The organism is Arthrobacter sp. Y3223151 (assembly GCF_059091125.1).
Map to the genome: position 1 here is coordinate 269,809 of NZ_JBNHGI010000004.1, position 22,435 is coordinate 292,243.

The following is a 22,435-nucleotide window of genomic DNA, read 5'->3' on the forward strand; positions in this document are numbered from 1 at the left end:
GGCTCCTATCGCTTGTTCTTGCCAGTACGACGGCGACGCACAATCAGGCGGTCGCTTTCCTTGTTCGGGCGGCGGGTGCGGCCCTCGGGCTTGCCGTTCGGGTTGACCGGGTGACGGCCACCGGAGGTCTTGCCCTCGCCACCACCGTGCGGGTGGTCGATCGGGTTCATGGCCACACCGCGGACGGTCGGGCGGACGCCCTTCCAGCGCATGCGGCCGGCCTTGCCCCAGCTGATGTTGGACTGCTCGGCATTGCCCACCTCGCCGATGGTTGCGCGGCAGCGCACATCAACGTTGCGGATTTCGCCGGACGGCAGGCGGAGCTGGCCGTACTTGCCTTCCTTGGCCACCAGCTGCACGGAGGCACCGGCGGAGCGGGCCATCTTGGCACCGCCGCCCGGACGCAACTCCACAGCGTGGATGACCGTACCAACGGGGATGTTGCGCAGCGGCAGGTTGTTGCCCGGCTTGATGTCGGCGCTGGCGCCGGCCTCGACCGTGTCTCCCTGCTTCAGCTTGGCCGGAGCCAGGATGTAGCGCTTGGTGCCATCAACGTAGTGCAGCAGGGCGATCCGCGCGGTGCGGTTCGGGTCGTACTCGATGTGAGCGACCTTGGCGGGCACGCCGTCCTTGTCGTGGCGACGGAAGTCGATCAGACGGTACTGGCGCTTGTGTCCGCCGCCCTTGTGGCGGGTAGTGATCTTGCCGGAGTTGTTACGTCCACCTGACTTGGTCAGCGGGCGCAGCAACGACTTTTCCGGCGTCGATCGCGTGATTTCAGCGAAGTCGGCTACGCTCGAGCCGCGACGGCCCGGTGTAGTCGGCTTGTATTTACGGATTCCCATAGTTCAATTCCTCGTTAAAGTGGTCTCCGCTTAAGAAAGCGGACCGCCGAAGATGTCGATTGTGCCTTCCTTCAGGGTGACAATTGCGCGCTTGGTGTCCTTGCGCTGTCCCCATCCGAACTTGGTCCGCTTGCGCTTACCGGCACGGTTGATGGTGTTGATCGAGTCGACCTTGACGGAGAAAATCTTCTCCACGGCCAGCTTGATCTCGGTCTTGTTCGAGCGAGGGTCGACCAGGAAGGTGTACTTACCTTCGTCGATCAGGCCGTAGCTCTTCTCCGAAACGACGGGAGCAAGGATCACGTCGCGGGGATCTTTTGTGGTGGTCGCGCTCACTTGGCGTCCTCCTTGGCAGTTGCCTTAGCTGCGATGAATGCCTCGTAGGCGGCCTGGGTGAAGACCACGTCGTCGGAAACGAGCACGTCGTAGGTGTTCAACTGATCCACGTAAATGGTGTGAACAGCCTCGATGTTGCGCAGGCTCAGGGCCGCCACATCGTTGGCGCGCTCGATGACTACGAGCAGGTTCTTGCGGTCGGTGATGGCGCGCAGGGCGTCGGTAGCGGCCTTGGTGGACGGCTTGTCGCCGGCAACCAGTGCCTCCACGACGTGGATGCGGCCGTTGCGTGCCCGGTCGGAGAGGGCGCCGCGCAGGGCAGCGGCCTTCATCTTCTTGGGGGTGCGCTGGCTGTAGTCGCGCGGGGTCGGGCCGTGCACGACGCCGCCGCCGGTCATGTGCGGGGCGCGGATCGAACCCTGGCGGGCGCGGCCGGTGCCCTTCTGCTTGAACGGCTTGCGGCCGGCACCGGAAACCTCGGCGCGGGTCTTGGTCTTGTGGGTTCCCTGCCGGGCAGCAGCGAGCTGTGCGACGACGACCTGGTGCAGCAGCGGCACGTTGGTCTGGACGTCGAAGATCTCTGCAGGCAGGTCAACCTTGAGCGTGTTGGCCATTGAACTAGGCTCCCTTCACAGCGGAACGGACGAGAACGACCGAGCCGCGGGCACCGGGAACGGCACCCTTGATCAAGAGCAGCGAGTTCTCGGTGTCCACAGCGTGAACGGTCAGGTTCAGCGTGGTCTGGCGGACGGCACCCATGCGGCCGGACATGCGCATGCCCTTGAAAACGCGGCCCGGAGTGGACGCGCCGCCGATGGAACCGGGCTTGCGGTGGTTCTTGTGCGCGCCGTGCGAGGCACCCACACCGGCAAAGCCGTGACGCTTCATGACACCGGCGAAGCCCTTACCCTTGGTGGTTCCGACGACGTCAACCTTCTGGCCGGTCTCGAACAGTTCCACGGAGAGTTCCTGGCCCAGCTCGTAGGAGCCGGCATCGGCGGTGCGCAGCTCGACCACGTGGCGGCGCGGGGTAACCCCGGCCTTCTCGAAGTGGCCGGCCAGCGGCTTGGTCACCTTGCGCGGGTCGATCTGGCCGTAGCCGATCTGGACGGCGGTGTAGCCGTCGACGTCCGCAGAGCGCAGCTGGGTGATGACGTTGGAGTCGGCCTTGACGACGGTGACCGGGATGAGCCGGTTGTTCTCGTCCCAGACCTGGGTCATGCCGAGCTTGGTGCCCAGCAGTCCCTTTACTTGGCGTGTAGTGGTAGACAAATTACTCACTCCCCTACAGCTTGATTTCGATGTTCACGTCCGCCGGCAGGTCGAGCCGCATCAGCGAATCGACGGCCTTGGGCGTGGGATCGATAATGTCGATCAGCCGCTTGTGGGTGCGCATCTCAAAGTGCTCCCGGCTGTCCTTGTACTTGTGCGGCGACCGGATAACGCAGTACACGTTCTTCTCGGTGGGCAGCGGCACGGGGCCCACTACCGTTGCGCCTGCACGCGTGACCGTCTCGACGATCTTCCGTGCTGAAACATCAATGACCTCATGGTCATATGACTTCAGACGGATGCGGATTTTCTGTCCCGCCATGGCGTCTCCGCTCTCTTTCTCAGTGCTGCTCTGTTGACTTTCTCCTGATGCGCCCCGACGGCTGGATCGCTCCTGGCCTGGCGCTCCTCCGGCAGACTGAATCCGGATGAATCCGGGTTCCTCACCCTGCTGAGGCTCCGACCCCCGCGGTCGGGCGTGTCGCGAACATTCTGCGCACTCCGCCCGCTCAAAATGGAGGGTGGGTTATATTTGGGCTTCTTTGAACTCTGTGGAGCCTGACCCTGCCCCGGGCATTATCCCGGGCGGGACCCAGCTTCGCACGAAGACATGCAAAAGCGCTTGAACAACTCATCTAGTGTGGCAGACTTTGGCCCTGATTGCGAATCGGCCCCCGGCCCAGGAAGCGGGTCACCCCCACCGCCCCGCTATGGCGCGGACCCGCCGGCAGTGCGATGCTGGTGCCAGCCCGCTCCGGCGGGCACCGCATACGGGAGACCAGGTTTCAGGAGGACGACAGCGAATGGCAATGGACAGCGGGCGCCTGGCGGCAATGATCCCGTCCAACTTTACCCTGGGCGTGGCCACGGCGGCATTCCAGATCGAGGGCGCCGTGGCCGAAGAGGGCCGCGGACCCTCCGGCTGGGATGCGTTTTCGCACGAGCCGGGGCGGATTGCCGGCGGGGCGACGGCGGACGCGGCCTGCGACCACTACCACCGGATGCCGGAGGACGTCGCGCTGATGGCCGAGCTCGGCGTGGACTCGTACCGGTTCTCGCTGTCCTGGCCGCGGATCCAGCCCGGCGGACAGGGGCCGGTAAACCAGCGCGGCATCGACTTCTACGACCGGCTGCTGGATGAACTGCTGGCCCGGGGCATCTCCCCGATGTGCACGCTCTACCACTGGGACACCCCGCTGCCGCTGGAGCACGCCGGCGGCTGGCTCAACCGGGATACCGCGTACCGGCTGGCCGACTTCGCGGCCATCGCCGCGGACAAGTTCGGCGACCGGGTGGATCGTTGGGTGACGATCAACGAGCCGACCACCGTCACCCTCAACGGCTACGGCCTCGGCGTCCATGCGCCCGGGCAGGCCGGGCTGTTCGACGCCCTGCCGGCCGCGCACCATCTCATCCTCGCGCACGGGCTCAGCCTCTCGGCACTGCGGGCCGGCGGGATCGCGGGCGAGGCGGGCATCACGAACGTCTACTCCCCCGTGGTGGGCGCCAAGGACGGGCTGGCCCACGACGTGCTGGTGGAACTGTTCGACGTGCTGCACAACGGCATGTTTTCGGACCCGGTGCTGCTGGGCCGCTACCCGGAGTTCAACCCGGTGCTCAAGCCCGCACTCCAGTACCTGCGCGAGATTCCGGACGAAGACCTGGCGGTGATGAGCCAGCCGCTGGATTTCTACGGGCTGAACTACTACTTCCCCACCAGGATCGGCATCGGCCCGGGGCCGCTGACCGGGCCGGAGGCGATCCCTGACGGCCTGCCCGAGCTGCTCTGGGAGCAGGGCGGCGAACTGCCGTTCCACCTGGCCGCGTGGCCAGGGTACGACCGGACAGAATTCGGCTGGCCCGTGGCACCCGACTACCTGCAGGTCGCCCTGGCCCGGATGGCCGAGCGTTACCCGAACCTGCCGCCGGTCTACATCACCGAGGGCGGCGCCAGCTTCAAGGATGTGGTGGTCCGCGATGCGCTGACCAAGGAGCCGTCGGTCGCCGACGTGCGGCGGATTGACTACCTGGCCTCGCACCTGGAGGCCGCGCTCACCGCGACGGCGCCGGACGGGCCCGCAGCCGGCATCGACCTGCGCGGCTACTACGTGTGGACGCTGATGGACAACTTCGAATGGGCGGCGGGGTACAGCCAGCGCTTCGGCCTGGTGTACGTGGACTTCGCCACCCAGCAGCGGATCCGCAAGGCGTCCTTCCACTGGCTGAAGGATGTGGCCGCGCGCCGCCGTCGTGCCGGTGCCGGCGAGGCGGCCGGGCAGACCGAGCCGGCGGTGGCAGCACCGGGTCAGGCCTGACGGCCCGCCGGCGCGTTCGATAGACCACGGGCGCTTCGGCTACGGCCCGCCGTTGGCGCGCCGGATGCGGCGGGCACGGTCCAGTTCATGGCGAAAGTACCGCCTGCCCCAGGACACCGCCCCGACCACCGCGGCGGCCAGGCCCAGGACGATCCACACGATCAGCCATTCCATGGTTCCGATCCTACTGGTTGGCGGTCGAAATTCGTGCCCGTCCTCCAGTTCCCGGGGCCACGGCCGCGACTATTCTGGGAGTGTCCACCGCAGATGCTCCCAGGAAGCCGGACAACCATGCTCAGCACCAAAACCATGACGACGGTCCTGCCCGTGAAGGACATGGACCGGGCGCGCGCGTTCTATCAGGATTCCCTCGGCCTGCAGCCGGCCGGCCCGCTCGGAGAGGATACGTTCCTTTTCTCCAGCGACGGTTCCACCGCGGTAGAACTCATCGTCCGACCGGACGCCGACACGTCGGACCACACCTCGATCAGCTTCGAGGTGGCCGATTTGGAAACCGAGATGTCCGAACTGGCCGGCCGCGGCGTCGACTTCGCGGACTACGACCTGCCGGGCCTCAAGACCGTGAACCACATCGCGGTGACCGGCCACCAGCGCTGCGCCTGGTTCCCGGACACGGAGGGCAACATTCTCTGCCTGCACCAGAACATCTGAAACGGGAGGAACACGACCGAGGGCGCGGCCGGAGCGTCCGCGCAGCATTCCACCGGGCGCACCATTAAACGAGAGAACCCCCGCCGTCCTGAGACGGCGGGGGTTCTCTCTGCCTCCGACCGGAAACCTCCGGTCAGCAGATCACAAAGTTACTTGGTGATCTTGGTGACGCGGCCCGAACCAACGGTGCGGCCGCCTTCACGGATAGCGAAGCCGAGGCCCTCTTCCATGGCGATCGGCTGGATGAGCTCAACGGTCATCTCAGTGTTATCGCCCGGCATGACCATTTCGGTGCCTTCCGGCAGGGTGATAACGCCGGTCACGTCGGTGGTGCGGAAGTAGAACTGCGGACGGTAGTTCGAGTAGAACGGGTTGTGGCGGCCGCCTTCATCCTTGGACAGGATGTAGACGTTGGCCTCGAAATCGGTGTGCGGGGTGATCGAACCCGGCTTCACGATAACCTGGCCGCGCTCCACGTCTTCGCGCTTGATACCGCGCAGCAGCAGGCCACAGTTCTCGCCTGCCCATGCTTCGTCGAGCTGCTTGTGGAACATCTCGATACCGGTAACGGTGGTCTTCTGGACCGGGCGGATGCCGACGATCTCGACCTCGGAGTTGATGGCGAGGGTACCGCGCTCGGCGCGGCCGGTCACCACGGTGCCGCGGCCGGTGATGGTGAAGACGTCTTCAACCGGCATCAGGAACGGCTTGTCCTTGTCGCGGACCGGGTCCGGGATGTACTCGTCAACGGCGTCCATCAGGTCCTCGACGGACTTGACCCACTGGGCGTCGCCTTCCAGGGCCTTCAGGCCGGAAGTGCGGATGACCGGTGCGTTGTCGCCATCGAACTCCTGCGAGCTGAGCAGCTCACGGACTTCCATTTCGACCAGGTCGAGCAGTTCCTCGTCCTCAACCATGTCCGACTTGTTCAGGGCCACCAGCAGCGTCGGAACGCCAACCTGGCGGGCCAGCAGAACGTGCTCGCGGGTCTGGGCCATCGGGCCGTCAGTCGCGGCAACCACCAGGATTGCGCCGTCCATCTGGGCGGCACCGGTGATCATGTTCTTGATGTAGTCGGCGTGGCCGGGGGCGTCCACGTGTGCGTAGTGGCGCTTCTCGGTCTGGTACTCGACGTGCGAGATGTTGATGGTGATGCCGCGCTGGCGCTCTTCCGGGGCAGAGTCGATAGCTGCGAAGTCACGCTGCTCGTTGAGATCGGGGTACTTGTCAGCAAGCACCTTGGAAATGGCAGCGGTCAACGTGGTCTTACCGTGGTCAACGTGACCGATGGTGCCAATGTTGACGTGCGGCTTAGTCCGCTCGAACTTTGCCTTCGCCACGGGTTCCTCCTAGAACGTGTTGAGAAGATTTGCTCTTCGGACGCGATTGTCACGGCCGAAACTTGAACAAGTCTACTTCGGGCTTTTGTATTTGGTGAAATTACTGGTTCCGTCAGGTACCGGCAAAAACTTGCGCGGTTCCGTCAGTGGGTTGTGCCGGCGGCCGGCTGCGTGAGCCGACCGGCCGCCTGCACGGCGTGCCGGATCCTTACGGATAAGGACCCGCCACCCTGGGGTTTTACTCGCCGCGCGTCTTCTGGATGATCTCGTCGGCAACAGCCTTCGGGACCTCAGCGTAGCTTTCGAACTGCATCGAGTACACCGCGCGGCCCTGCGTCTTGGAACGCAGATCGCCGATGTAGCCGAACATCTCGGAAAGCGGAACGTTAGCGCGCACAACCTTCACGCCACTAGCGTCCTCCATGGACTGGATCTGTCCACGGCGGGAGTTCAGGTCGCCGATCACGTCGCCCATGTATTCCTCAGGGGTACGTACCTCGACGGCCATCAGCGGCTCGAGCAGGACCGGGTTGGCGCGGCGTGCGCCTTCCTTGAAGACCTGGGAACCAGCGATCTTGAAGGCCATTTCCGAAGAGTCGACGTCGTGGTATGCGCCGTCGAGCAGGATGGCCTTGACACCGACCAGCGGGTAGCCGGCCAGGATGCCGAGCTGCATGGCATCCTGGATGCCAGCGTCGACCGAGGGGATGTATTCGCGCGGAATACGGCCACCGGTGACCTTGTTCTCGAACTCGTAGAAGGTGCCGTCGGTGGTGTCCAGCGGCTCGAACGAGACCTGGACCTTCGCGAACTGGCCGGATCCACCCGTCTGCTTCTTGTGGGTGAAGTCGACCTTCTCGACAGCCTTCTTGATGGTTTCACGGTAGGCAACCTGGGGCTTGCCCACGTTGGCCTCGACCTTGAACTCGCGGCGCATGCGGTCCACCAGGATGTCCAGGTGCAGCTCGCCCATGCCGCCGATTTCGGTCTGTCCGGTCTCTTCGTTCAGCGAAACGGTGAACGTCGGGTCCTCGGCGGAGAGCTTCTGGATAGCCGTGGAAAGCTTCTCCTGGTCGCCCTTCGTCTTCGGCTCGATCGCCACGAAGATCACCGGCTCCGGGAACGACATCGACTCGAGGACGATCGGGGCGTCGACGGCACACAGGGTGTCGCCGGTGGTGGTGTCCTTCAGGCCGATCACCGCGTAGATGTGGCCTGCGTGCACCTCCTCCACCGGGTTCTCCTTGTTGGCGTGCATCTGGAACAGCTTGCCGATGCGCTCCTTCTTGCCCTTGGTGGAGTTCAGCAGCTGGGTCCCGGAGGTGGCCTTGCCCGAGTAAACCCGGATGAAGGTCAGCTGGCCGAAGAACGGGTGCGCCGCAACCTTGAACGCCAGGGCCGAGAACGGCTCCTCCTCGTTCGGCTTGCGGGTCAGCTCGATTTCCTCGTTCTTCGGGTCGTGACCGACCATCGAGGGAACGTCGACCGGGGACGGCAGGTAATCGATGACTGCGTCGAGCATCGGCTGCACGCCGCGGTTCTTGAAGGCAGAACCACAGAAGACCGGGTAGATCTCCGAGTTGACGACCATCTTGCGGATGCCGGCCTTCAGCTCGTCGATGGAAATCTCTTCGCCTTCGAGGTACTTCTCCATGAGTTCCTCGGAAGCCTCGGCAACGGATTCAACCAGCTGCGCGCGGTATTCCTCGGCCTTGGCCTGCATGTCCGCGGGGATCTCCCGGGTCTCGTAGGCGGCACCCATGGACACATCGCCCTTGGCGTCACCCTCCCAGACCATGGCCTTCATGGTCAGCAGGTCGACGACACCGATGAAGTCGTTCTCGGAACCGATCGGCAGCTGCATGACCAGCGGCTTGGCGCCGAGGCGCTTGATGATGGTGTCCACCGTGAAGTAGAAGTCGGCGCCGAGCTTGTCCATCTTGTTGACGAAGCAGATGCGCGGAACTTCGTACTTGTCGGCCTGGCGCCACACAGTCTCGGACTGCGGCTCCACGCCTTCCTTACCGTCGAAGACAGCGACAGCACCGTCGAGGACGCGCAACGAACGCTCGACCTCCACCGTGAAGTCCACGTGGCCCGGGGTGTCGATGATGTTGATCTGGTTCTGGTTCCAGAAGCAGGTCACCGCGGCGGAGGTGATGGTGATGCCGCGTTCCTTTTCCTGTTCCATCCAGTCGGTCGTCGACGCACCGTCGTGAGTTTCGCCGAGCTTGTGGTTCACACCCGTGTAAAACAGGATGCGTTCCGTAGTGGTGGTCTTGCCGGCATCGATGTGGGCCATGATGCCGATATTGCGGACCTTCGTGAGGTCGGTTAGCACGTCCAGTGCCACAATGTCTCCCTTTGTAGGTGAGGGATACGACGACGGCGGTTAGCGCCGTCGTCGTACCGGCTCTTTTACCAGCGGTAGTGGGCGAAGGCCTTGTTGGACTCGGCCATCTTGTGGGTGTCTTCGCGACGCTTCACAGCGGCACCGAGACCGTTCGACGCATCCAGAATTTCGTTCATGAGACGCTCGGTCATCGTCTTCTCGCGGCGGGCCTTCGAGTAGCCGACCAGCCAGCGCAGGGCCAGGGCCGTGGCGCGGCCCGGCTTGACCTCAACCGGAACCTGGTAGGTGGCGCCGCCGACGCGGCGGGACCGGACCTCCAGGGTCGGGCGGACGTTGTCCATGGCCTTCTTGAGGGCGGCAACGGGATCGCCGCCGGACTTGGCCTTCACACCGTCGAGGGCACCGTACACGATGCGCTCTGCGGTGGACTTCTTGCCATCAACGAGAACCTTGTTGATCAGCTGGGTAACCAGCGGCGAGCCGTGTACCGGATCAACTACGAGCGGCCGCTTGGGGGCCGGACCCTTACGGGGCATTACTTCTTCTCCTTCTTCGCGCCGTAGCGGCTGCGGGCCTGCTGGCGGTTCTTGACACCTTGGGTGTCGAGGGCGCCGCGGACGATCTTGTAGCGGACACCGGGCAGGTCCTTCACACGGCCGCCGCGCACCAGCACGATGGAGTGTTCCTGCAGGTTGTGGCCCACACCGGGGATGTAGGCAGTCACTTCGATGCCGCCGGCGAGCTTGACGCGGGCTACCTTACGGAGCGCGGAGTTCGGCTTCTTCGGGGTGGTGGTGTAAACGCGGGTGCAAACGCCGCGCTTCATCGGGCTGCCCTTGAGGGCAGGCGCCTTGGTCTTGTTCACCTTAGGTGAGCGGCCCTTGCGGACCAGCTGGTTAATCGTAGGCACTTTCGTGTTCTCCGTTTTTCTTGGGCTTTGCCCCGTCTGTCATGCAGGGCCAGGCACTGTCGGTCGTCTTCGCACCCGCTGCGGAATCGAAGCGACCGTAGGCGTGCAAAAGTGTGGCATTCTCCGCGCAAGAACCCCGCGGACCGGAAACAGGCCCCGTTGCGGTTTTATCCGCAACGGCCTTCATCCACTGCCACACAAAAACAATCGAACATAAGTCTAGCAGAGTATGCGGGTCGCGCACGACGCGGTGTCCCGGCGGCTGCCCGGCGGTTGCTGCACGGCGGCCCGCCCGCGGCGTCACGGCCGTTCCATCGCCAGCAGCAGGGCCGTTTCCAGCGGCTGGGCCAGCGTCTTCATGTAGGTGCCGGAGACGTGGTTGAGGTCCCGGTAGACCAGGACGTTGCCGATCACCGCCGGGCAGGTCTCCCGGTCGCAGAAGTGCGCCGACAGATCGATGACCCGCGTCCGCGGAGCGAGCCTGGCGGCTTCCTCGGTGAGGTCCTTGCCGTCGAGGCCGGCGCTGCGCGGCTGGCCGCATTCGACCGGGTCCTCGTAGTTCACCGCCACGCAGTCCCGGGCGATCGCGCCTTCACGCGGGCGGGGCGTGTCCTTGAGCGCGTACACGTCGATGCCGGCGTCGGCGAGTTCGTTCCAGTACTCGGCGAAGCCCGCCGCGCCGGGCCGCTGGCCGGTGTCCGAGTCCACGAAGGAAGACTCCGCGTAGTACGAGGTGAGGACCGCGTCCACGCCGCCGCGGGTCAGCCGTTCCATGGTCTGTTCGTTGGGCCCCCGGCAGACGGACTCCCCCTTGGCTTCCAGCTTGCGCTGCTCCGCGTTGAATGGGCAGGAATGATGGATGTACGTCAGCAGGCGCCATCCCCGCTCGCGGGCAACAGGCTCCAGGGCCTTGAACCACTGCCCCGCGTGCGAGTCCCCCACCAGCGCCAGGGTGAAGTCTCCCTCCGGGTCCCCGTAGGTGCATTCCTTGGTTTCGGTCGCCATCGACTTGACGGCGCAATCGCCGAGCCCGGACTGGTCGGCTCCGGCCTCGGCGGGATCCGGGACCACCAACGGGGTCTCGGTGGCGAAGGCGCGGTGGCCGTCCTCCGTGATCGAGGCAACCCCGAAGCCCGGCGGCGGGGCGGCCAGCAGCGCGGACGTCGCCTCGGCGCGTTGGGCCAGGATACGTTCCTGCTGATTGGCCGGCACGAACGCCAGCGTGCCGACCAGCGCGGTGGCCGCGGCGCCTGCGGCGAGCGGCCGCCAGGCATTGGCACTAAACCAGCCAAAGCGGCGCACCGGTGTTTCCACGAAGTAGTAGCTCAGGGCGGCCAGGCCAAAGGAACAGGCCAGCAGCAGCGGACTCGTGGCCGGCCCGGGTTCCCGATCGGCCAGGATCGTGAAGAACACGATCAGGGGCCAGTGCCAGAGGTAGAGCGAGTAGGAGACATTCCCCGTCCATTGGATGGGCCGCCAGTCCACCAGGCGGTGCAGGGACAGCGGCCCGCTGGTCCGTCCGGCCGCGATGACGGCCATGGTGCCCAGCACCGGGAGCAGGGCCGCCGCCCCGGGGAACGGCGTGCCGGCGTTGAAGAGGAACGCCGAGGCCGTGATCGCGGCCAGGCCCGCTGCCGCCAGGAGGCTGCGCAGGTACGGCCAGCGGCGCGTGTCCCGGTGCAGGGCGGCCAGCAGCCCGCCCAGCCCGAGTTCCCAGATCCGGGTGGGCGTGATGAAGTAGGCGGCCGGACTGCCGCCGGCGGTGGCCCAGATGCCATAGGCCAGCGACGCCGCGACGACGGCGGCGAAGATCGCGGCTGCGACCCGGGCCACCCGCTCTTCCCCGGAGCGGCGCACCAAGCCCCGGCGGCCCCGCCTCGTTCGGCGCGCCGCGAAGACGGCCAGCAGGACCAGCAGCGGCCACAGCAGGTAGAACTGTTCCTCGACGGCCAGGGACCAGAAGTGCTGAAGCGGCGTCGGCGTCTCGGTCGCGGCCAGGTAATCGACGGAGTCGGCGGCCAGGACCCAGTTTTGGACGTAGAGGGTGGAGGCCAGGGCCTGGCCGCCGATGCGCTCCCACTGGCTCATGGGCAGCAGCGCCAGCGTGGCGGCCAGGACGACGGCGATGGTCAGCAGCGCCGCCGGGAGGATGCGCCGGATGCGGGCCGCCCAGAATGACCGCAGGGACAGCGTGCCGGTGGCCGCCGCCTCCCGGAGCATGTGGCCGGTGATCAGGAAGCCGGAGATGACGAAGAAGACGTCCACTCCGACGTAGCCGCCGGGCAGCCAGCGCGGCTCCAGGTGGTAGGCCACCACCAGCAGCACCGCAAGGGCGCGCAGGGCTTGGATTTCGGGCAGGAATTTCCGCCGCGGCGTCGTGTCAGGATCCATCGCAGGACATTCAGCCATGCCAAGGTCAACGACAGTTGGCGGCGGGGTGAACGCCCGGGTGCAGGACCGGGCCGGCTACCTCAGGCCGCTCGGCGCCGCCACCAGAGGAGGGCGGAGCCAAGCATCAACAGGCCCGCTCCACCCGAGGCGAGCCAGGCGGTGCCGGCGGCCCCGGTGTCTGCCAGCGCGCCGGCCGGGACGGCCGCCGGAAGCACGTTAGACGGCGCGGCGGGCTGGGGCTGCGAGGCCGGGATGATAACTGCCGCAGGTTCCTTGGCCGGTTGCTCCGGTGCGGGCTCACCGGCAACCGGCCACTCTTCAAAGTCGCCCGGCCAGTCACCGATTCCTTCGAACAGCTCGTACATCCACAGAATGAGCTCCTCCCCCGCTTCAGGATCGGAGGCGCTCATTTCCCGGATCAAGGCGGCCAGGCCGTCCAGGTCGCCCGCCATGAGGTACTCCAGCATGAGGTTCATCAGGTACGTCATGCCCTCGGACTCGAGCACGAGGTCCATGTTCTCCTCCATCCAGCGCATGACGGTTTCCTCGTCGCCGGCGGCGATGTCATCCGGGATATTGAAGTCGCTGTGGGTCAGGGTACGTCCGTTCACCACAATCGACTCGAGCACAGGAGGAGCTACCCGTGCCGGGTCAGTCTCCGTGGCTGGTTCCGCGGCAGGGGCCGGATCGGCCGCGGGGGCAGTGGGCATGTCCGGGGCCGGTGTCGGAGTTGGCTCCTCGGCCGGGACGTCTTCCGCGGACGCTACGTCGCCGGCGGGGAAATCGATGGGCCCCGCGGCTTCGTCGGTGCCGGCGGCCCCGTCGGCGCCCTCCGACGGCACGCCGTCGTTTTCCGCTGCGGGAGCCTCGACCAGCAGGGTGACCACGGCGCCAGCCAGGACCTCTTCCGGCTCCGCCTCGACCGGCTCGGCAGCGGGAGTTTCTTCAACCGGCGCGTCCGCGGCCGCTTCCGACGCAACCGTCCCGACGGCAACCGCGTCCGCGCCGGGCGTGGGAGCGGCGTCACCGGGGATCGGGCCCGGCTGTCCGGCCGGATCTTGGCCGCCGGCGTGGGCGGGAACGCTGCTCAGGGCAAGAGCGGCGGCAACGGTACCGGTGAGCAGCGCAGCGCGCAGTCGTGATGTCACGTGAATGTCCTGTCCCCAACTCGGCTGTCCTGGCAGAGCGGATATCGCGCCGATCCGATTGCTTCGGTGCCCTGCGTCGGCCGGCATTTACCGGCCCTTGCAGAAATATAAATGATGCAGGTCACATCCGCTAATTCGGCGCGCCTGCCGGGGTCCGCTGCAACGCGGGTCGTCCTACCCTGCCCGCTCCACAGACCCGCCGTCTCCCCGTCCCTGGCTGAGTGTTGCCTCGCCCTCCAGCAGCCCGAGGGAACTGATCCACGGGAAAACGAACTCCAGGAGCACCAGGACGACCGCCGCCAACAGCATCAGCGACAGCAGGATCCGCACGGCGAGCGGGCCGGGCAGGTTGCGGAAGATCCAGGCGTACACCTCAGGCTCCTGCCTGCGCGGCGACCAGGCCGGCGATTTCGGCAGGCGGTCCCGCCTCGGCCGGGCGCCAGGATTCCAGCGCGGCGTAGGCGATGTACCGCTCCCGGTCGCTGAACCGTGGATGACAGGTCGTCAGGGTCATCATCGCCCTGACAGGTTCGGCCCCTGGTTTTTCCGGCACCGGCAGCAATACATCGGTCCGGTCCGGCGTCACGATGGTGTGCTCCTCGAAGACGTAGGTGAAGTACCCGTCGGCAGTGCGCACGTGGATGCGGTCCCCGGGTCGGAGCGAGTCGATGTTGTCGAGGACCTTGCCGTAGGTCTGGCGATGGCCGGCCACCGCGAAGTTTCCGACCTCCCCCGGCATCTCCGCGCCGTCGTACATGCCCAGCCCCAGCGAATCGAGGATCTCGGGACCCACCCCCGCCGAGACCGGCACGGTGAAGTCATCGCCGAAGCGCGGGACGTAGACGATCCCGAAGGTCTCGCCGTCCCGGGGCTGCCCGCCCGTCTGCGGCGGCCCGAAGTCCTCGGCGGCGGCCGTCACGGCGGGGCCTTCGAATTGCCGGGACAGGGCGCTGACCGCGTCCTGCTGCGCCGCCCGGGCGTCCAGGTTGGTCCACCACAGCTGCCAGATGACGTAGAGGAGGACGATGGCGCCCAGGGTCACGAGCAGTTCGCCCGCCAGGCCGGAGGCGGCCCGGAGCGAACCCATGGTTTGACGTTTTCCCATGTTCGCAATCCTCCCTGGGGAACTGGATTCCTGCCGGCGGCGGGGCTGGCGCGCCCGCCTTCGGAACCTACTGCTGGGCGCGCAGCGCGTCGGTGACCTTGGCGGCGGCGGCCCGCAGCTTCGGCAGGGCCTCCGCGACGACGGCGTCGACGTCCCGGGTGCCGTCCGCCAGCGATGCCTGCATGGACATGTTCAACGCGGCGGCCACGGACCCGTCCGGATGCAGGACCGGAACGGCCACCGAGCGCAGGCCGATCTCCAGTTCCTGGTCCACCAGGGCCCATCCCTGGCTCCGCACCTTGTCCAGCTCCGCCCGAAGCCTGTCCGGGTCGGCGATGGTCCGTGACGTCAACGGCTTCAGCTCGGCCGAGGCCAGATAGTCCTCCAGCCGGCCGGCGGGCAGGCCGGCGAGCAGCACGCGGCCCATGGACGTGGCGTAGGCGGGGAAGCGCGTGCCCACCATGATGCCCACGGTCATGATCCGCCGGGTGTGGATGCGGGCGATGTAGACGATCTCATCGCCGTCGAGAATCGACGCGGAGGTGGATTCATGCAGCTCCGCGGAAAGTTCTTCCAGCAATGGCTGCACCAGCTGGGGCAGACTCTGCCCGGCGAGGTAGGAATACCCCAGCTGGAGCACCAGAGCGGTGAGTTCGAAGACGCGGCCGTCCGTGCGCACATAGCCCAGGTCGACCAGGGTGTGCAGGAACCTCCGCGCCGTGGCACGGGTCAGGCCGGTCCTCTTGGAGACCTCGCTGAGCGTCATGGTGACGTTGTCGGCGTCGAAGGCCCTGATCACGGTCAATCCGCGGGCCAGCGACTGGACGAACTGGTCGCCCGGCGTCTTGGTCTCGGTCATGGTTCCTTTTACTCGGTGGGCGGAAGCAGCTTGATGTCCATCTTGGACTGCAGTTCCTCAAGCGTGGTCCCGAACGTCTCGCGCACGCGCACGCCTTCCTCGGTAATCAGGAAGACCGCGTCATTAGTGTATACGCGGGTGACGCAGCCCACTCCGGTGAGCGGGTAGGTGCATTCCGGCACCAGCTTCGGCTTGCCGTCCTTGGTGAACAGGGACATCATCACGTAGACGTCCTTGGCCCCCGTGGCCAGGTCCATCGCGCCGCCGACGGCGGGAATGGCGTCGGGCGCGCCGGTGTGCCAGTTCGCCAGGTCGCCGGTGGCGGAGACCTGGAACGCGCCGAGCACGCAGACGTCCAGGTGGCCGCCGCGCATCATGGCGAAGGAGTCGGCGTGGTGGAAGTAGGACGCGCCCGGCACCTCGGTGACCGGGACCTTGCCCGCGTTGATCAGGTCCTGGTCGATCTGGTCGCCCTGCGCCTCCGGGCCCATGCCCAGCATGCCGTTTTCGGTGTGCAGGGTGATGTCCTGCTCGGCGGTCAGGTAGTTGGAGACCGACGTCGGCTGCCCGATGCCGAGGTTGACGAAGGAACCGGGCTGGATGTCCCGGGCCACCAGCCTGGCCAGGTCTTCGCGGCTGAGTTTCTCGCTCACTGGTTTGCCTCTCCCTCTGCGGCCTGCGGCGCAATTTCGACGACGGTGTCCACGTAGATGCCCGGAGTCACGATGACCTCGGGATCCAGTTCGCCGGTCTCCACGATGCCGGAGACCTGGACGATGCTCTTCTTGGCGGCGGCCGCCATGATCGGTCCGAAGTTGCGGGCGGTCTTGCGGTAGACCAGGTTGCCCTTCCGGTCGGAGGTCAGCGCCTTGATCAGCGCGACGTCGCCGTGGATCGGGGTCTCGAGCACGTAGCCCCGGCCGTCGATCATCCGGGTTTCCTTGCCCTCGGCCAGCATCGTGCCGTAGCCGGTGGGCGTGAAGAAGCCGCCGATCCCGGCGCCGGCGGCGCGGATGCGCTCGGCCAGGTTGCCCTGCGGCACCAGTTCCAGTTCGATCTCGCCGGCGCGGTAGGCGGTGTCGAAGTGCCAGGAGTCGGACTGGCGCGGGAAGGAGCAGATGATCTTCTTGACCCTGCGCTCCTTGATCAGCAGCGCCAGGCCGGCGTCCGCCTGCCCGGCGTTGTTGTTCACCACGGTCAGGTCGGTGGCGCCGCAGTCCATGAGCGCGTCGATCAGCTCCATCGGCTGGCCGGCGTTGCCGAAGCCGCCGATCAGCACCGTGGCGCCGTCCTGGATGCCGGCCACGGCGTCCCGGGCAGTAGCAGCGAATGTAGGCACCCGCTTACCTCCTTAGTTCTTGGTTGAGTTGACGTTTTCCAGCACGACGGCGAGGCCCTGGCCGACGCCGATGCAGATGGCGGCCACGCCCCAGCGGCCGCCCGATTCCTGCAGCCGGCGGGCGAGCGTGCCGAGGATGCGGATGCCGGAGGCGCCCAGCGGGTGGCCGATGGCCACGGCCCCGCCCCAGGCGTTCACGATCGCCGGGTCGATGTCCCAGTTGTCGATGCATGCCAGCGACTGCGCGGCGAATGCCTCGTTGAGCTCGACGGCGGCGACATCGGACCACCCGATGCCGGCCCGCCGGACGGCCTGGTTGGCGGCCTCCACCGGCGCGAACCCGAAGTACTGCGGCTCCAGGGCGGAGGCGCCGCGGCCGGCGATCCGGGCCAGCGGCCCGGTCCCCAGCAGCCCGGCGGCGGCCTCGCTGCCCAGCCACGCCGCGGAGGCGCCGTCGTTCAGCGGCGAGGCGTTGCCGGCCGTGACCGTGCCGCCCTCGGGGCCCTCGCCCGCCGCCCGGAAGACGGTCTTCAGCCCGGCCAGGACGTCAACTGTGCTGGTGGGGCGGATGGACTCGTCACGGATCAGGTCGGTGCCCGGAACCTTCACCACCATCGAGTCGTACTTGCCCGCGTTCCAGGCCTCGTCGGCGAGGCGGTGCGAGGCGGCGGCGAACTCGTCCTGCCGTTCGCGGCTGATGCCGTGGCGCTCGCGCAGCTGCTCGGTGGCCTCGCCCAGGGAGACGGTCCATTCCCGCGGCATCTTCTTGTTCACCAGGCGCCAGCCCAGGGTGGTGGACGCCAGGGTCATGTCGCCGGCCGGGTAGGGCTTCTCGGTCTTCGGCAGCACCCACGGCGCCCGGCTCATCGACTCGACGCCGCCGATCAGCACCAGGTCGCCTTCGCCGGCGTTAATCTGCCGGGAGGCGATGATGGCGGCGTCCAGGCTGGAGCCGCACAGCCGGTTCACGGTGGTCCCCGGGATGGAGGTGGGCAGGCCGGCCAGCAGCGTTGCCATGCGCGCCACGTTCCGGTTCTCCTCGCCGGCGCCGTTGGCGTTGCCGAAGATCACCTCGTCGATGCGCTCCGGATCCAGGCCGGGGGCCCGGGAAACTTCCGCCTTGACGACTTCGGCCGCCAGGTCGTCCGGGCGGACACCGGCCAGCGCACCGCCGAACTTGCCGAAGGGGGTGCGGACGGCGTCATACAAATATGCCTGGTTCATTCGAGGCTCCTTCGCGGCGCACTTCCGGGGTGCGCCTTTCGGTTACAGCAAACGGCCCGGCCCGGCGCTCAGGCCGGACCGGACCGCTCCGTCGACACGGGGGTCCGCGCGGAACATACCGTTTCGGCGGGAACCGCCGCGGGGCGCTTGTTCCTGCCGAAAGTGTTCGCTTCACGAACGCATGTACGTTATATGAACTATATCGAGCCCTTGTGATCCTCGTCAAGGCTGGCAAAGACGCCCTTGGCCACCTTGAACGCGACGTTGGCGTCCGGCACGCCGCAGTAGATGGCCGACTGCAGCACGACTTCCTTGATCTCGTCGCGGGTCATGCCGTTGGTCAGCGCCGCCCGGACATGCATGGCGAATTCCTCCCAGTGGCCCTTGGCGATCATGGCGGTGAGCGTGATGGCGCTGCGCGTGGTGCGCGGCAGCCCCTCCCGGGTCCAGATGGTCCCCCAGGCGTAGCGGGTGATCAGTTCCTGGAAGTCCTGGGTGAACTCATCGATCGAGCTGTTCGCGCGGTCCACGTGGGCATCGCCGAGGACCTGCCGGCGCACGGCCATGCCCTCGTCGTAAACCTCCTGCTGGGTCTTGGCAGGATCGAAGGTGCGGTTATCGCTCACGGCATGTACTCCTTGGTTTGTTCAGTCATGGGCCCGGCTGCGGCTTCAGGCGGCCAGGAAGAAATCGCGCAGCAGCGCCGCGGTTTCCGCGGGTGCCTCGGCGGGTGCCTGGTGGGCCACGCCGTCGACGACGGCGGAGCTGCCCTTCTGCACGCCGGCGGCCACTACTTCGGCGAACTCGGGCGGGCACACCTGGTCGAGCGCCCCGGCGACGGCGATCACCGGAGTGGTGATGTCGCCGAGCCGCCCGCGGACGTCGAAGCCGGCCAGGGCCTCGCAGGCGTGGGCGTAGGCGAAGCGGTCCGCGTTCTGCAGGGTGTGCAGCAGCCGGGTGGTGCGCTCGGAGTGCTTCTCGATGAAGCCCGGCGCGAACCAGCGCTGCGCGGAGCCGGTGACCATCGTGGGTGTGCCCGCCTGGCGCACGGTGTCCGCGCGTTCCAGCCACGCGGCCGGCTCGCCGATCTTGGCGCCGGAGCAGACCACGCCCAGGCCGGCGAAGCGGTCGGGGTGGTCCAGGCCCAGCTGCAGCGCCAGCTCACCGGCCATCGAGACGCCGGCGAAGTACACCTGGGCGCCGGCGTCGATGTCGCCGGCTTCGCGCAGCTTGTCCAGCATCGCCACGACCCCCTGGCCGAGTTCGGCCATGGTGTACGGTTCGGTCGAGGCGGGGCTGGCCCCGTGGCCGGGCAGGTCCACGCCCACCACCTGGAAGTCCTGCAGGTGCTCCACGGCGTCGGCCCAGAGCGCCTTGGCGCCGGTACCGAGTCCGGCGCCGGCCAGCAGCACCGGCCTGCCTTTGCCCTCGGACAGGAGGGTGGGGGTGATGTCGGGGACGGTCACGAATGGCTCCATTCTGCGTAGTGGGACGTGATCCGGTCGATCAGGCCGCTGCTTTGGCCGGTATACCCGGCCGGGTCCAGCAGTTCGGCCAGCGCCGCGTCGGAGAGGACGTCGCCGGGCACGGCCTCGCGCAGCAGCTGCGCCAGGCTGCCCTGGCCGGCGAGCGACTGGTTGACCAGGCTCTGGACCTTGGCCTTGCCGGCGCCGGGGGTTCCGCCGTCCAGCATCGGCGCCACCGTGGCCATGACGCGTTCGCTGACCACCAGCTCGCCGGTGATCCCAAGGTTCCGGCGCATCTTCTCCGGGCGCACCACCAGGCCGTCGGAGAGTTCGGCCAGCTTGGCGGCTGCCCCGCCGGCGAGCCGGAGCAGCTGGCGCAGCGCCTGCCACTCCACGTGCCAGGAGCCGTCCGGCCGCTCGTCCACGGCCCCTGCCGCCGCGGCCTGGACCTGGGTTAGGTGCCCGGGGGCGGCGAGGGCGGCGCTGCGAATCAGCACGGACAGCACCGGATTCTGCTTCTGCGGCATGGCCGAGGAGCCGCCGCGGCCGTCGGCGGCGGGCTCGGAGACCTCGCCCACTTCGGGCCGGCTCAGCAGCAGCACGTCGTTGGCGACCTTGCCGGCGGCCGCCAGCACGTCGGCCAGCGCGGCGGCCAGCGCCGTGACCGGCAGCCGGTTGGTCTGCCAGGGCGCCACCGGATCGGCGAGCCCCAGCCGCCCGGCGAGGCGGGCCGCCAGGGCCAGCGCACCGCCGTCGTCGTCCTGCCCGGTGCCGTCCGCCGCCGGGCGGGCGGGCAGGTTGGCCAGGTCGGTGAGCGCCGCCATGGTGCCGGCCGCGCCGCCCCACTGCAGCGGCAGTTCGCCGGCCACGCGCTCCAGCCGGACGCCGGCCTGGGCCACGCCGGAGAGCCAGTTGGCGGCCTTGAGCCCGAACGTCGACGGCAGCGAATGCTGGGTCAGGGTGCGGGCCACCGTGACGGTGGCGCGGTGTTCGTCCGCCATCCGCCCCAGGGCCGCGGCGGCGGACTTGAGGTCGGTGACGATCCCGGCCAGCGCGCGGCGGGCCATCAGCATCAGGGCGCTGTCCAGAATGTCCTGGCTGGTGGCGCCCCGGTGGATCGCCGGGACGGCGGCCGGGTCGTGCTTCTTGATCTCCGCCCGCAGGTCGGCCAGCAGCGGGATGACCGGGTTGCCGCCGCCCTGAACCCGCTCGGCCAGCCCCGCGGCGTCGTAGAGGTCGGCGCGCGAGGCCCGCTCGACCGCCGGGACCGCGTCCGCGGGGACCCGGCCGGCGTCGGCCAGCACGCGGGTCCATTCGAGCTCCACGTCGAGCATGGCCTGGATGAATTGGTAGTCGCTGGTTAAACGGGACGCTGCTGTCCCGGCCGAGGCCGGAGACAGCAGCCCGAAATCAGCGTGGTCCGCTGGATTCATACGGGCCTAAATCCCCGGGTAGGTCAGGAAGACGGTCTCGCCGTCGCCCTGCAGCCGGATGTCGAAGCGAAGGTCGCCGTTCGGTTCGCGCTCCGCGATCAGCGTGTTCCGCCGCTCTTCCGGCAGCGAGGACAGCAGCGGGTCGTTCGCCAGCGCCTCGGTGTCCTCCGGCAGGTAGATGCGGGTGAACAGCCGGTTCAGCAGGCCGCGGGCAAAGACCACCAGCGAGATGAACGGGGCCTTGCCCGGCTCGGTGACACCCGGGTTGACCGTGGTGAAGGTGTAGTGGCCCACGTTGTCCACGGCCACGCGGCCGAAGCCGGTGAAGGTGTGGTTGTCGCGCACCAGGGAACCGGTTTCGCGGGAGATCTTGCCGTGCTCGTCGGCCTGCCAGATCTCCAGCATGGAGTCGGGGATCACGGTGCCGTTGCCGTCGTAGACCACGCCGTGCAGCCGGATGGCCCCGGCGTGCGCGCGGTGGACCAGCTGGCTGTCCTTCTCGTAGGGCAGCGCGAAGCCGTAGAACGGGCCGATGGTCTGGCCCGGGGTGGGCACCAGTTTGGTGGTGGACTCGCTCATCAGTGCTCCTCGCCTTCTTCCATCCATGTGCGGTTGCTGCCGGAAAGGACGATGTCCCAGCGGTAGCCGGTGTTCCACTCGTGGCTGGTGACCGAGTGGTCGTAGGTGGCGACCAGGCGGTCGCGGGCCGCCGGGTCGGTGATCGACTGGTAGATCGGATCCAGCGGGAACAGCGGGTCGCCCGGGAAGTACATCTGGGTGATCATGCGCTGGGTGAAGTCCGTGCCGAACAGCGAGAAGTGGATGTGTGCCGGGCGCCAGGCGTTGTGGTGGTTCTTCCACGGGTAGGGTGCGGGCTTGATGGTGGTGAACTTGTACTCGCCGTTGGGCCCGGTGATGCAGCGGCCCACGCCGGTGAAGTTCGGGTCGATCGGGGCCGGGTGCTGGTCGCGCTTGTGCACGTAGCGGCCGGCGGCGTTGGCCTGCCAGACCTCCACCAGCTGGTTGCGCACCGGGCGGCCGTCGCCGTCCAGGACACGGCCCTGCACGATGATCCGCTCGCCGATCGGCTCGCCGTTGTGCTGGATGGTCAGGTCCGACTCCAGGAGGTGCACGTCACGCTCGCCGAAGGCCGGGCTCCACAGCTCGATGGTCTCCGGGTCCGCGTGGTGCAGGTCCTTGGTGGGGTGGCGCAGCAGCGAGGAGCGGTAGGGCGCAAAGTCGATGCGCGGCTGCGTCTCTTCGGCGCTGCCGGCTTCCACACTCTTGCGGTACGCCTCGTGGCTGTCGGCGATTTCCCGGCTGATCTTTTCCTGCGAATCCGCGGTGGCGGCAGGATCGAGCAGGTGGCTGTCGTCAAACGTCTCGTCCTCGAAAGCCTCGTCCGGAGCTTTTGCGTCGCTCATCGG

At 67.5% G+C, this 22,435-nt stretch carries 25 protein-coding genes; 2 read left to right on the forward strand and 23 right to left on the reverse strand.

The annotated features are described in order from the left end of the window. Positions 1 to 5 precede the first annotated feature (5 nt). The 5 genes from rplB to rpsJ are packed head-to-tail and all read right to left on the reverse strand — an operon-like array spanning position 6 to position 2,775. Positions 6 to 845: a 50S ribosomal protein L2 gene (gene rplB, locus AC5RUP_RS08755; RefSeq protein WP_493979217.1), complete on the reverse strand. Its 840-nt coding sequence runs from the start codon at positions 843 to 845 to the stop codon at positions 6 to 8. Positions 846 to 875: 30 nt separating this feature from the next. Next, positions 876 to 1,181, reverse strand: coding sequence for a 50S ribosomal protein L23 (gene rplW / locus AC5RUP_RS08760; protein WP_493941555.1), 306 nt, complete (start codon positions 1,179 to 1,181; stop codon positions 876 to 878). Then, the gene (gene rplD, locus AC5RUP_RS08765; RefSeq protein WP_494067518.1) at positions 1,178 to 1,795 is read right to left on the reverse strand and encodes a 50S ribosomal protein L4; all 618 of its coding nucleotides are present in this window, start codon (positions 1,793 to 1,795) and stop codon (positions 1,178 to 1,180) included. Before rplD ends, rplW begins: the two co-directional genes overlap by 4 nt. A 4-nt stretch (positions 1,796 to 1,799) precedes the next feature. Next, positions 1,800 to 2,453, reverse strand: a complete 654-nt coding sequence (gene rplC / locus AC5RUP_RS08770; RefSeq protein ID WP_493979219.1) for a 50S ribosomal protein L3 — start codon at positions 2,451 to 2,453, stop codon at positions 1,800 to 1,802. A 13-nt stretch (positions 2,454 to 2,466) separates the two neighbouring features. Further along, positions 2,467 to 2,775, reverse strand: a complete 309-nt coding sequence (gene rpsJ / locus AC5RUP_RS08775; protein WP_003803825.1) for a 30S ribosomal protein S10 — start codon at positions 2,773 to 2,775, stop codon at positions 2,467 to 2,469. A 481-nt stretch (positions 2,776 to 3,256) separates the two neighbouring features. Between rpsJ and AC5RUP_RS08780 the strand changes: the two genes are divergently transcribed. Then, positions 3,257 to 4,768 (forward strand): glycoside hydrolase family 1 protein, encoded by a 1,512-nt coding sequence (locus AC5RUP_RS08780; RefSeq protein WP_494153824.1) that lies wholly within the window; start codon positions 3,257 to 3,259, stop codon positions 4,766 to 4,768. A gap of 39 nt (positions 4,769 to 4,807) precedes the next feature. Here AC5RUP_RS08780 and AC5RUP_RS08785 read toward each other — a convergent pair whose 3' ends face one another. Then, on the reverse strand, positions 4,808 to 4,942 hold the full coding sequence (locus AC5RUP_RS08785; protein WP_494067520.1) for a hypothetical protein: 135 nt from the start codon (positions 4,940 to 4,942) through the stop codon (positions 4,808 to 4,810). A gap of 117 nt (positions 4,943 to 5,059) precedes the next feature. On the opposite strand from AC5RUP_RS08785, the gene AC5RUP_RS08790 reads away from it, so the two are divergent. Further along, a complete protein-coding gene (locus tag AC5RUP_RS08790; protein WP_494067521.1) occupies positions 5,060 to 5,440 on the forward strand; it encodes a VOC family protein in 381 nt (126 codons plus the stop codon). A 149-nt stretch (positions 5,441 to 5,589) separates the two neighbouring features. On the opposite strand, the gene tuf is transcribed toward AC5RUP_RS08790, so the two are convergent. The 17 genes from tuf to pcaH form a co-directional block, all read right to left on the reverse strand. Further along, entirely contained in the window at positions 5,590 to 6,780 is a 1,191-nt protein-coding gene (tuf, locus tag AC5RUP_RS08795) for an elongation factor Tu (RefSeq protein WP_493940539.1), read from the reverse strand. 238 nt (positions 6,781 to 7,018) lie between these two features. After that, positions 7,019 to 9,133 carry an elongation factor G gene (gene fusA / locus AC5RUP_RS08800; RefSeq protein WP_494067522.1) on the reverse strand — a complete coding sequence of 705 codons (2,115 nt, stop codon included), beginning with the start codon at positions 9,131 to 9,133 and terminating at the stop codon, positions 7,019 to 7,021. A 65-nt stretch (positions 9,134 to 9,198) separates the two neighbouring features. Then, a complete protein-coding gene (gene rpsG / locus AC5RUP_RS08805; RefSeq protein ID WP_127511056.1) occupies positions 9,199 to 9,669 on the reverse strand; it encodes a 30S ribosomal protein S7 in 471 nt (156 codons plus the stop codon). After that, on the reverse strand, positions 9,669 to 10,043 hold the full coding sequence (gene rpsL, locus AC5RUP_RS08810) for a 30S ribosomal protein S12 (protein ID WP_493979224.1): 375 nt from the start codon (positions 10,041 to 10,043) through the stop codon (positions 9,669 to 9,671). The genes rpsG and rpsL overlap by 1 nt, the downstream gene beginning before the upstream one ends. A gap of 300 nt (positions 10,044 to 10,343) precedes the next feature. Next, positions 10,344 to 12,434 (reverse strand): acyltransferase family protein, encoded by a 2,091-nt coding sequence (locus AC5RUP_RS08815; protein ID WP_494158465.1) that lies wholly within the window; start codon positions 12,432 to 12,434, stop codon positions 10,344 to 10,346. An 80-nt stretch (positions 12,435 to 12,514) separates the two neighbouring features. After that, on the reverse strand, positions 12,515 to 13,582 hold the full coding sequence (locus tag AC5RUP_RS08820) for an LPXTG cell wall anchor domain-containing protein (protein WP_494158466.1): 1,068 nt from the start codon (positions 13,580 to 13,582) through the stop codon (positions 12,515 to 12,517). 174 nt (positions 13,583 to 13,756) lie between these two features. After that, positions 13,757 to 13,954, reverse strand: a complete 198-nt coding sequence (locus AC5RUP_RS08825) for a hypothetical protein (RefSeq protein ID WP_494154820.1) — start codon at positions 13,952 to 13,954, stop codon at positions 13,757 to 13,759. A 1-nt stretch (position 13,955) separates the two neighbouring features. Beyond that, positions 13,956 to 14,687 carry a class E sortase gene (locus tag AC5RUP_RS08830; protein WP_494154821.1) on the reverse strand — a complete coding sequence of 244 codons (732 nt, stop codon included), beginning with the start codon at positions 14,685 to 14,687 and terminating at the stop codon, positions 13,956 to 13,958. A 67-nt stretch (positions 14,688 to 14,754) separates the two neighbouring features. Continuing rightward, positions 14,755 to 15,546, reverse strand: a complete 792-nt coding sequence (locus tag AC5RUP_RS08835; RefSeq protein ID WP_494154822.1) for an IclR family transcriptional regulator domain-containing protein — start codon at positions 15,544 to 15,546, stop codon at positions 14,755 to 14,757. An 8-nt stretch (positions 15,547 to 15,554) separates the two neighbouring features. Continuing rightward, entirely contained in the window at positions 15,555 to 16,199 is a 645-nt protein-coding gene (locus tag AC5RUP_RS08840; protein WP_494000488.1) for a 3-oxoacid CoA-transferase subunit B, read from the reverse strand. Continuing rightward, positions 16,196 to 16,885, reverse strand: a complete 690-nt coding sequence (locus tag AC5RUP_RS08845) for a 3-oxoacid CoA-transferase subunit A (protein WP_494150982.1) — start codon at positions 16,883 to 16,885, stop codon at positions 16,196 to 16,198. The genes AC5RUP_RS08840 and AC5RUP_RS08845 overlap by 4 nt, the downstream gene beginning before the upstream one ends. Positions 16,886 to 16,897: 12 nt before the next feature. Next, positions 16,898 to 18,109: a thiolase family protein gene (locus AC5RUP_RS08850; RefSeq protein ID WP_494158467.1), complete on the reverse strand. Its 1,212-nt coding sequence runs from the start codon at positions 18,107 to 18,109 to the stop codon at positions 16,898 to 16,900. A gap of 197 nt (positions 18,110 to 18,306) precedes the next feature. Beyond that, positions 18,307 to 18,735, reverse strand: coding sequence for a 4-carboxymuconolactone decarboxylase (gene pcaC / locus AC5RUP_RS08855; protein ID WP_494093304.1), 429 nt, complete (start codon positions 18,733 to 18,735; stop codon positions 18,307 to 18,309). Positions 18,736 to 18,780: 45 nt separating this feature from the next. Beyond that, positions 18,781 to 19,575 (reverse strand): alpha/beta fold hydrolase, encoded by a 795-nt coding sequence (locus tag AC5RUP_RS08860; RefSeq protein ID WP_494154966.1) that lies wholly within the window; start codon positions 19,573 to 19,575, stop codon positions 18,781 to 18,783. After that, a complete protein-coding gene (locus AC5RUP_RS08865; protein ID WP_494158468.1) occupies positions 19,572 to 21,008 on the reverse strand; it encodes a lyase family protein in 1,437 nt (478 codons plus the stop codon). The genes AC5RUP_RS08860 and AC5RUP_RS08865 overlap by 4 nt, the downstream gene beginning before the upstream one ends. A gap of 6 nt (positions 21,009 to 21,014) precedes the next feature. Then, positions 21,015 to 21,587: a protocatechuate 3,4-dioxygenase subunit alpha gene (pcaG, locus tag AC5RUP_RS08870; protein WP_494154891.1), complete on the reverse strand. Its 573-nt coding sequence runs from the start codon at positions 21,585 to 21,587 to the stop codon at positions 21,015 to 21,017. After that, complete coding sequence (gene pcaH / locus AC5RUP_RS08875; protein ID WP_494154892.1) at positions 21,587 to 22,432, reverse strand: protocatechuate 3,4-dioxygenase subunit beta; 846 nt, start codon at positions 22,430 to 22,432, stop codon at positions 21,587 to 21,589. The genes pcaG and pcaH overlap by 1 nt, the downstream gene beginning before the upstream one ends. Positions 22,433 to 22,435: the final 3 nt, after the last annotated feature.

Bases quoted from the DNA above. Each gene is read 5' to 3' on its own strand.
- rplB (WP_493979217.1), bottom strand. From the start codon at position 845: ATGGGAATCCGTAAATACAAGCCGACTACACCGGGCCGTCGCGGCTCG.
- rplD (WP_494067518.1), bottom strand. From the start codon at position 1,795: ATGGCCAACACGCTCAAGGTTGACCTGCCTGCAGAGATCTTCGACGTC.
- rpsJ (WP_003803825.1), bottom strand. From the start codon at position 2,775: ATGGCGGGACAGAAAATCCGCATCCGTCTGAAGTCATATGACCATGAG.
- AC5RUP_RS08780 (WP_494153824.1), top strand. From the start codon at position 3,257: ATGGCAATGGACAGCGGGCGCCTGGCGGCAATGATCCCGTCCAACTTT.
- AC5RUP_RS08785 (WP_494067520.1), bottom strand. From the start codon at position 4,942: ATGGAATGGCTGATCGTGTGGATCGTCCTGGGCCTGGCCGCCGCGGTG.
- AC5RUP_RS08790 (WP_494067521.1), top strand. From the start codon at position 5,060: ATGCTCAGCACCAAAACCATGACGACGGTCCTGCCCGTGAAGGACATG.
- rpsG (WP_127511056.1), bottom strand. From the start codon at position 9,669: ATGCCCCGTAAGGGTCCGGCCCCCAAGCGGCCGCTCGTAGTTGATCCG.
- AC5RUP_RS08815 (WP_494158465.1), bottom strand. From the start codon at position 12,434: ATGGATCCTGACACGACGCCGCGGCGGAAATTCCTGCCCGAAATCCAA.
- AC5RUP_RS08830 (WP_494154821.1), bottom strand. From the start codon at position 14,687: ATGGGAAAACGTCAAACCATGGGTTCGCTCCGGGCCGCCTCCGGCCTG.
- AC5RUP_RS08835 (WP_494154822.1), bottom strand. From the start codon at position 15,546: ATGACCGAGACCAAGACGCCGGGCGACCAGTTCGTCCAGTCGCTGGCC.
- AC5RUP_RS08850 (WP_494158467.1), bottom strand. From the start codon at position 18,109: ATGAACCAGGCATATTTGTATGACGCCGTCCGCACCCCCTTCGGCAAG.
- AC5RUP_RS08865 (WP_494158468.1), bottom strand. From the start codon at position 21,008: ATGAATCCAGCGGACCACGCTGATTTCGGGCTGCTGTCTCCGGCCTCG.
- pcaG (WP_494154891.1), bottom strand. From the start codon at position 21,587: ATGAGCGAGTCCACCACCAAACTGGTGCCCACCCCGGGCCAGACCATC.
- pcaH (WP_494154892.1), bottom strand. From the start codon at position 22,432: ATGAGCGACGCAAAAGCTCCGGACGAGGCTTTCGAGGACGAGACGTTT.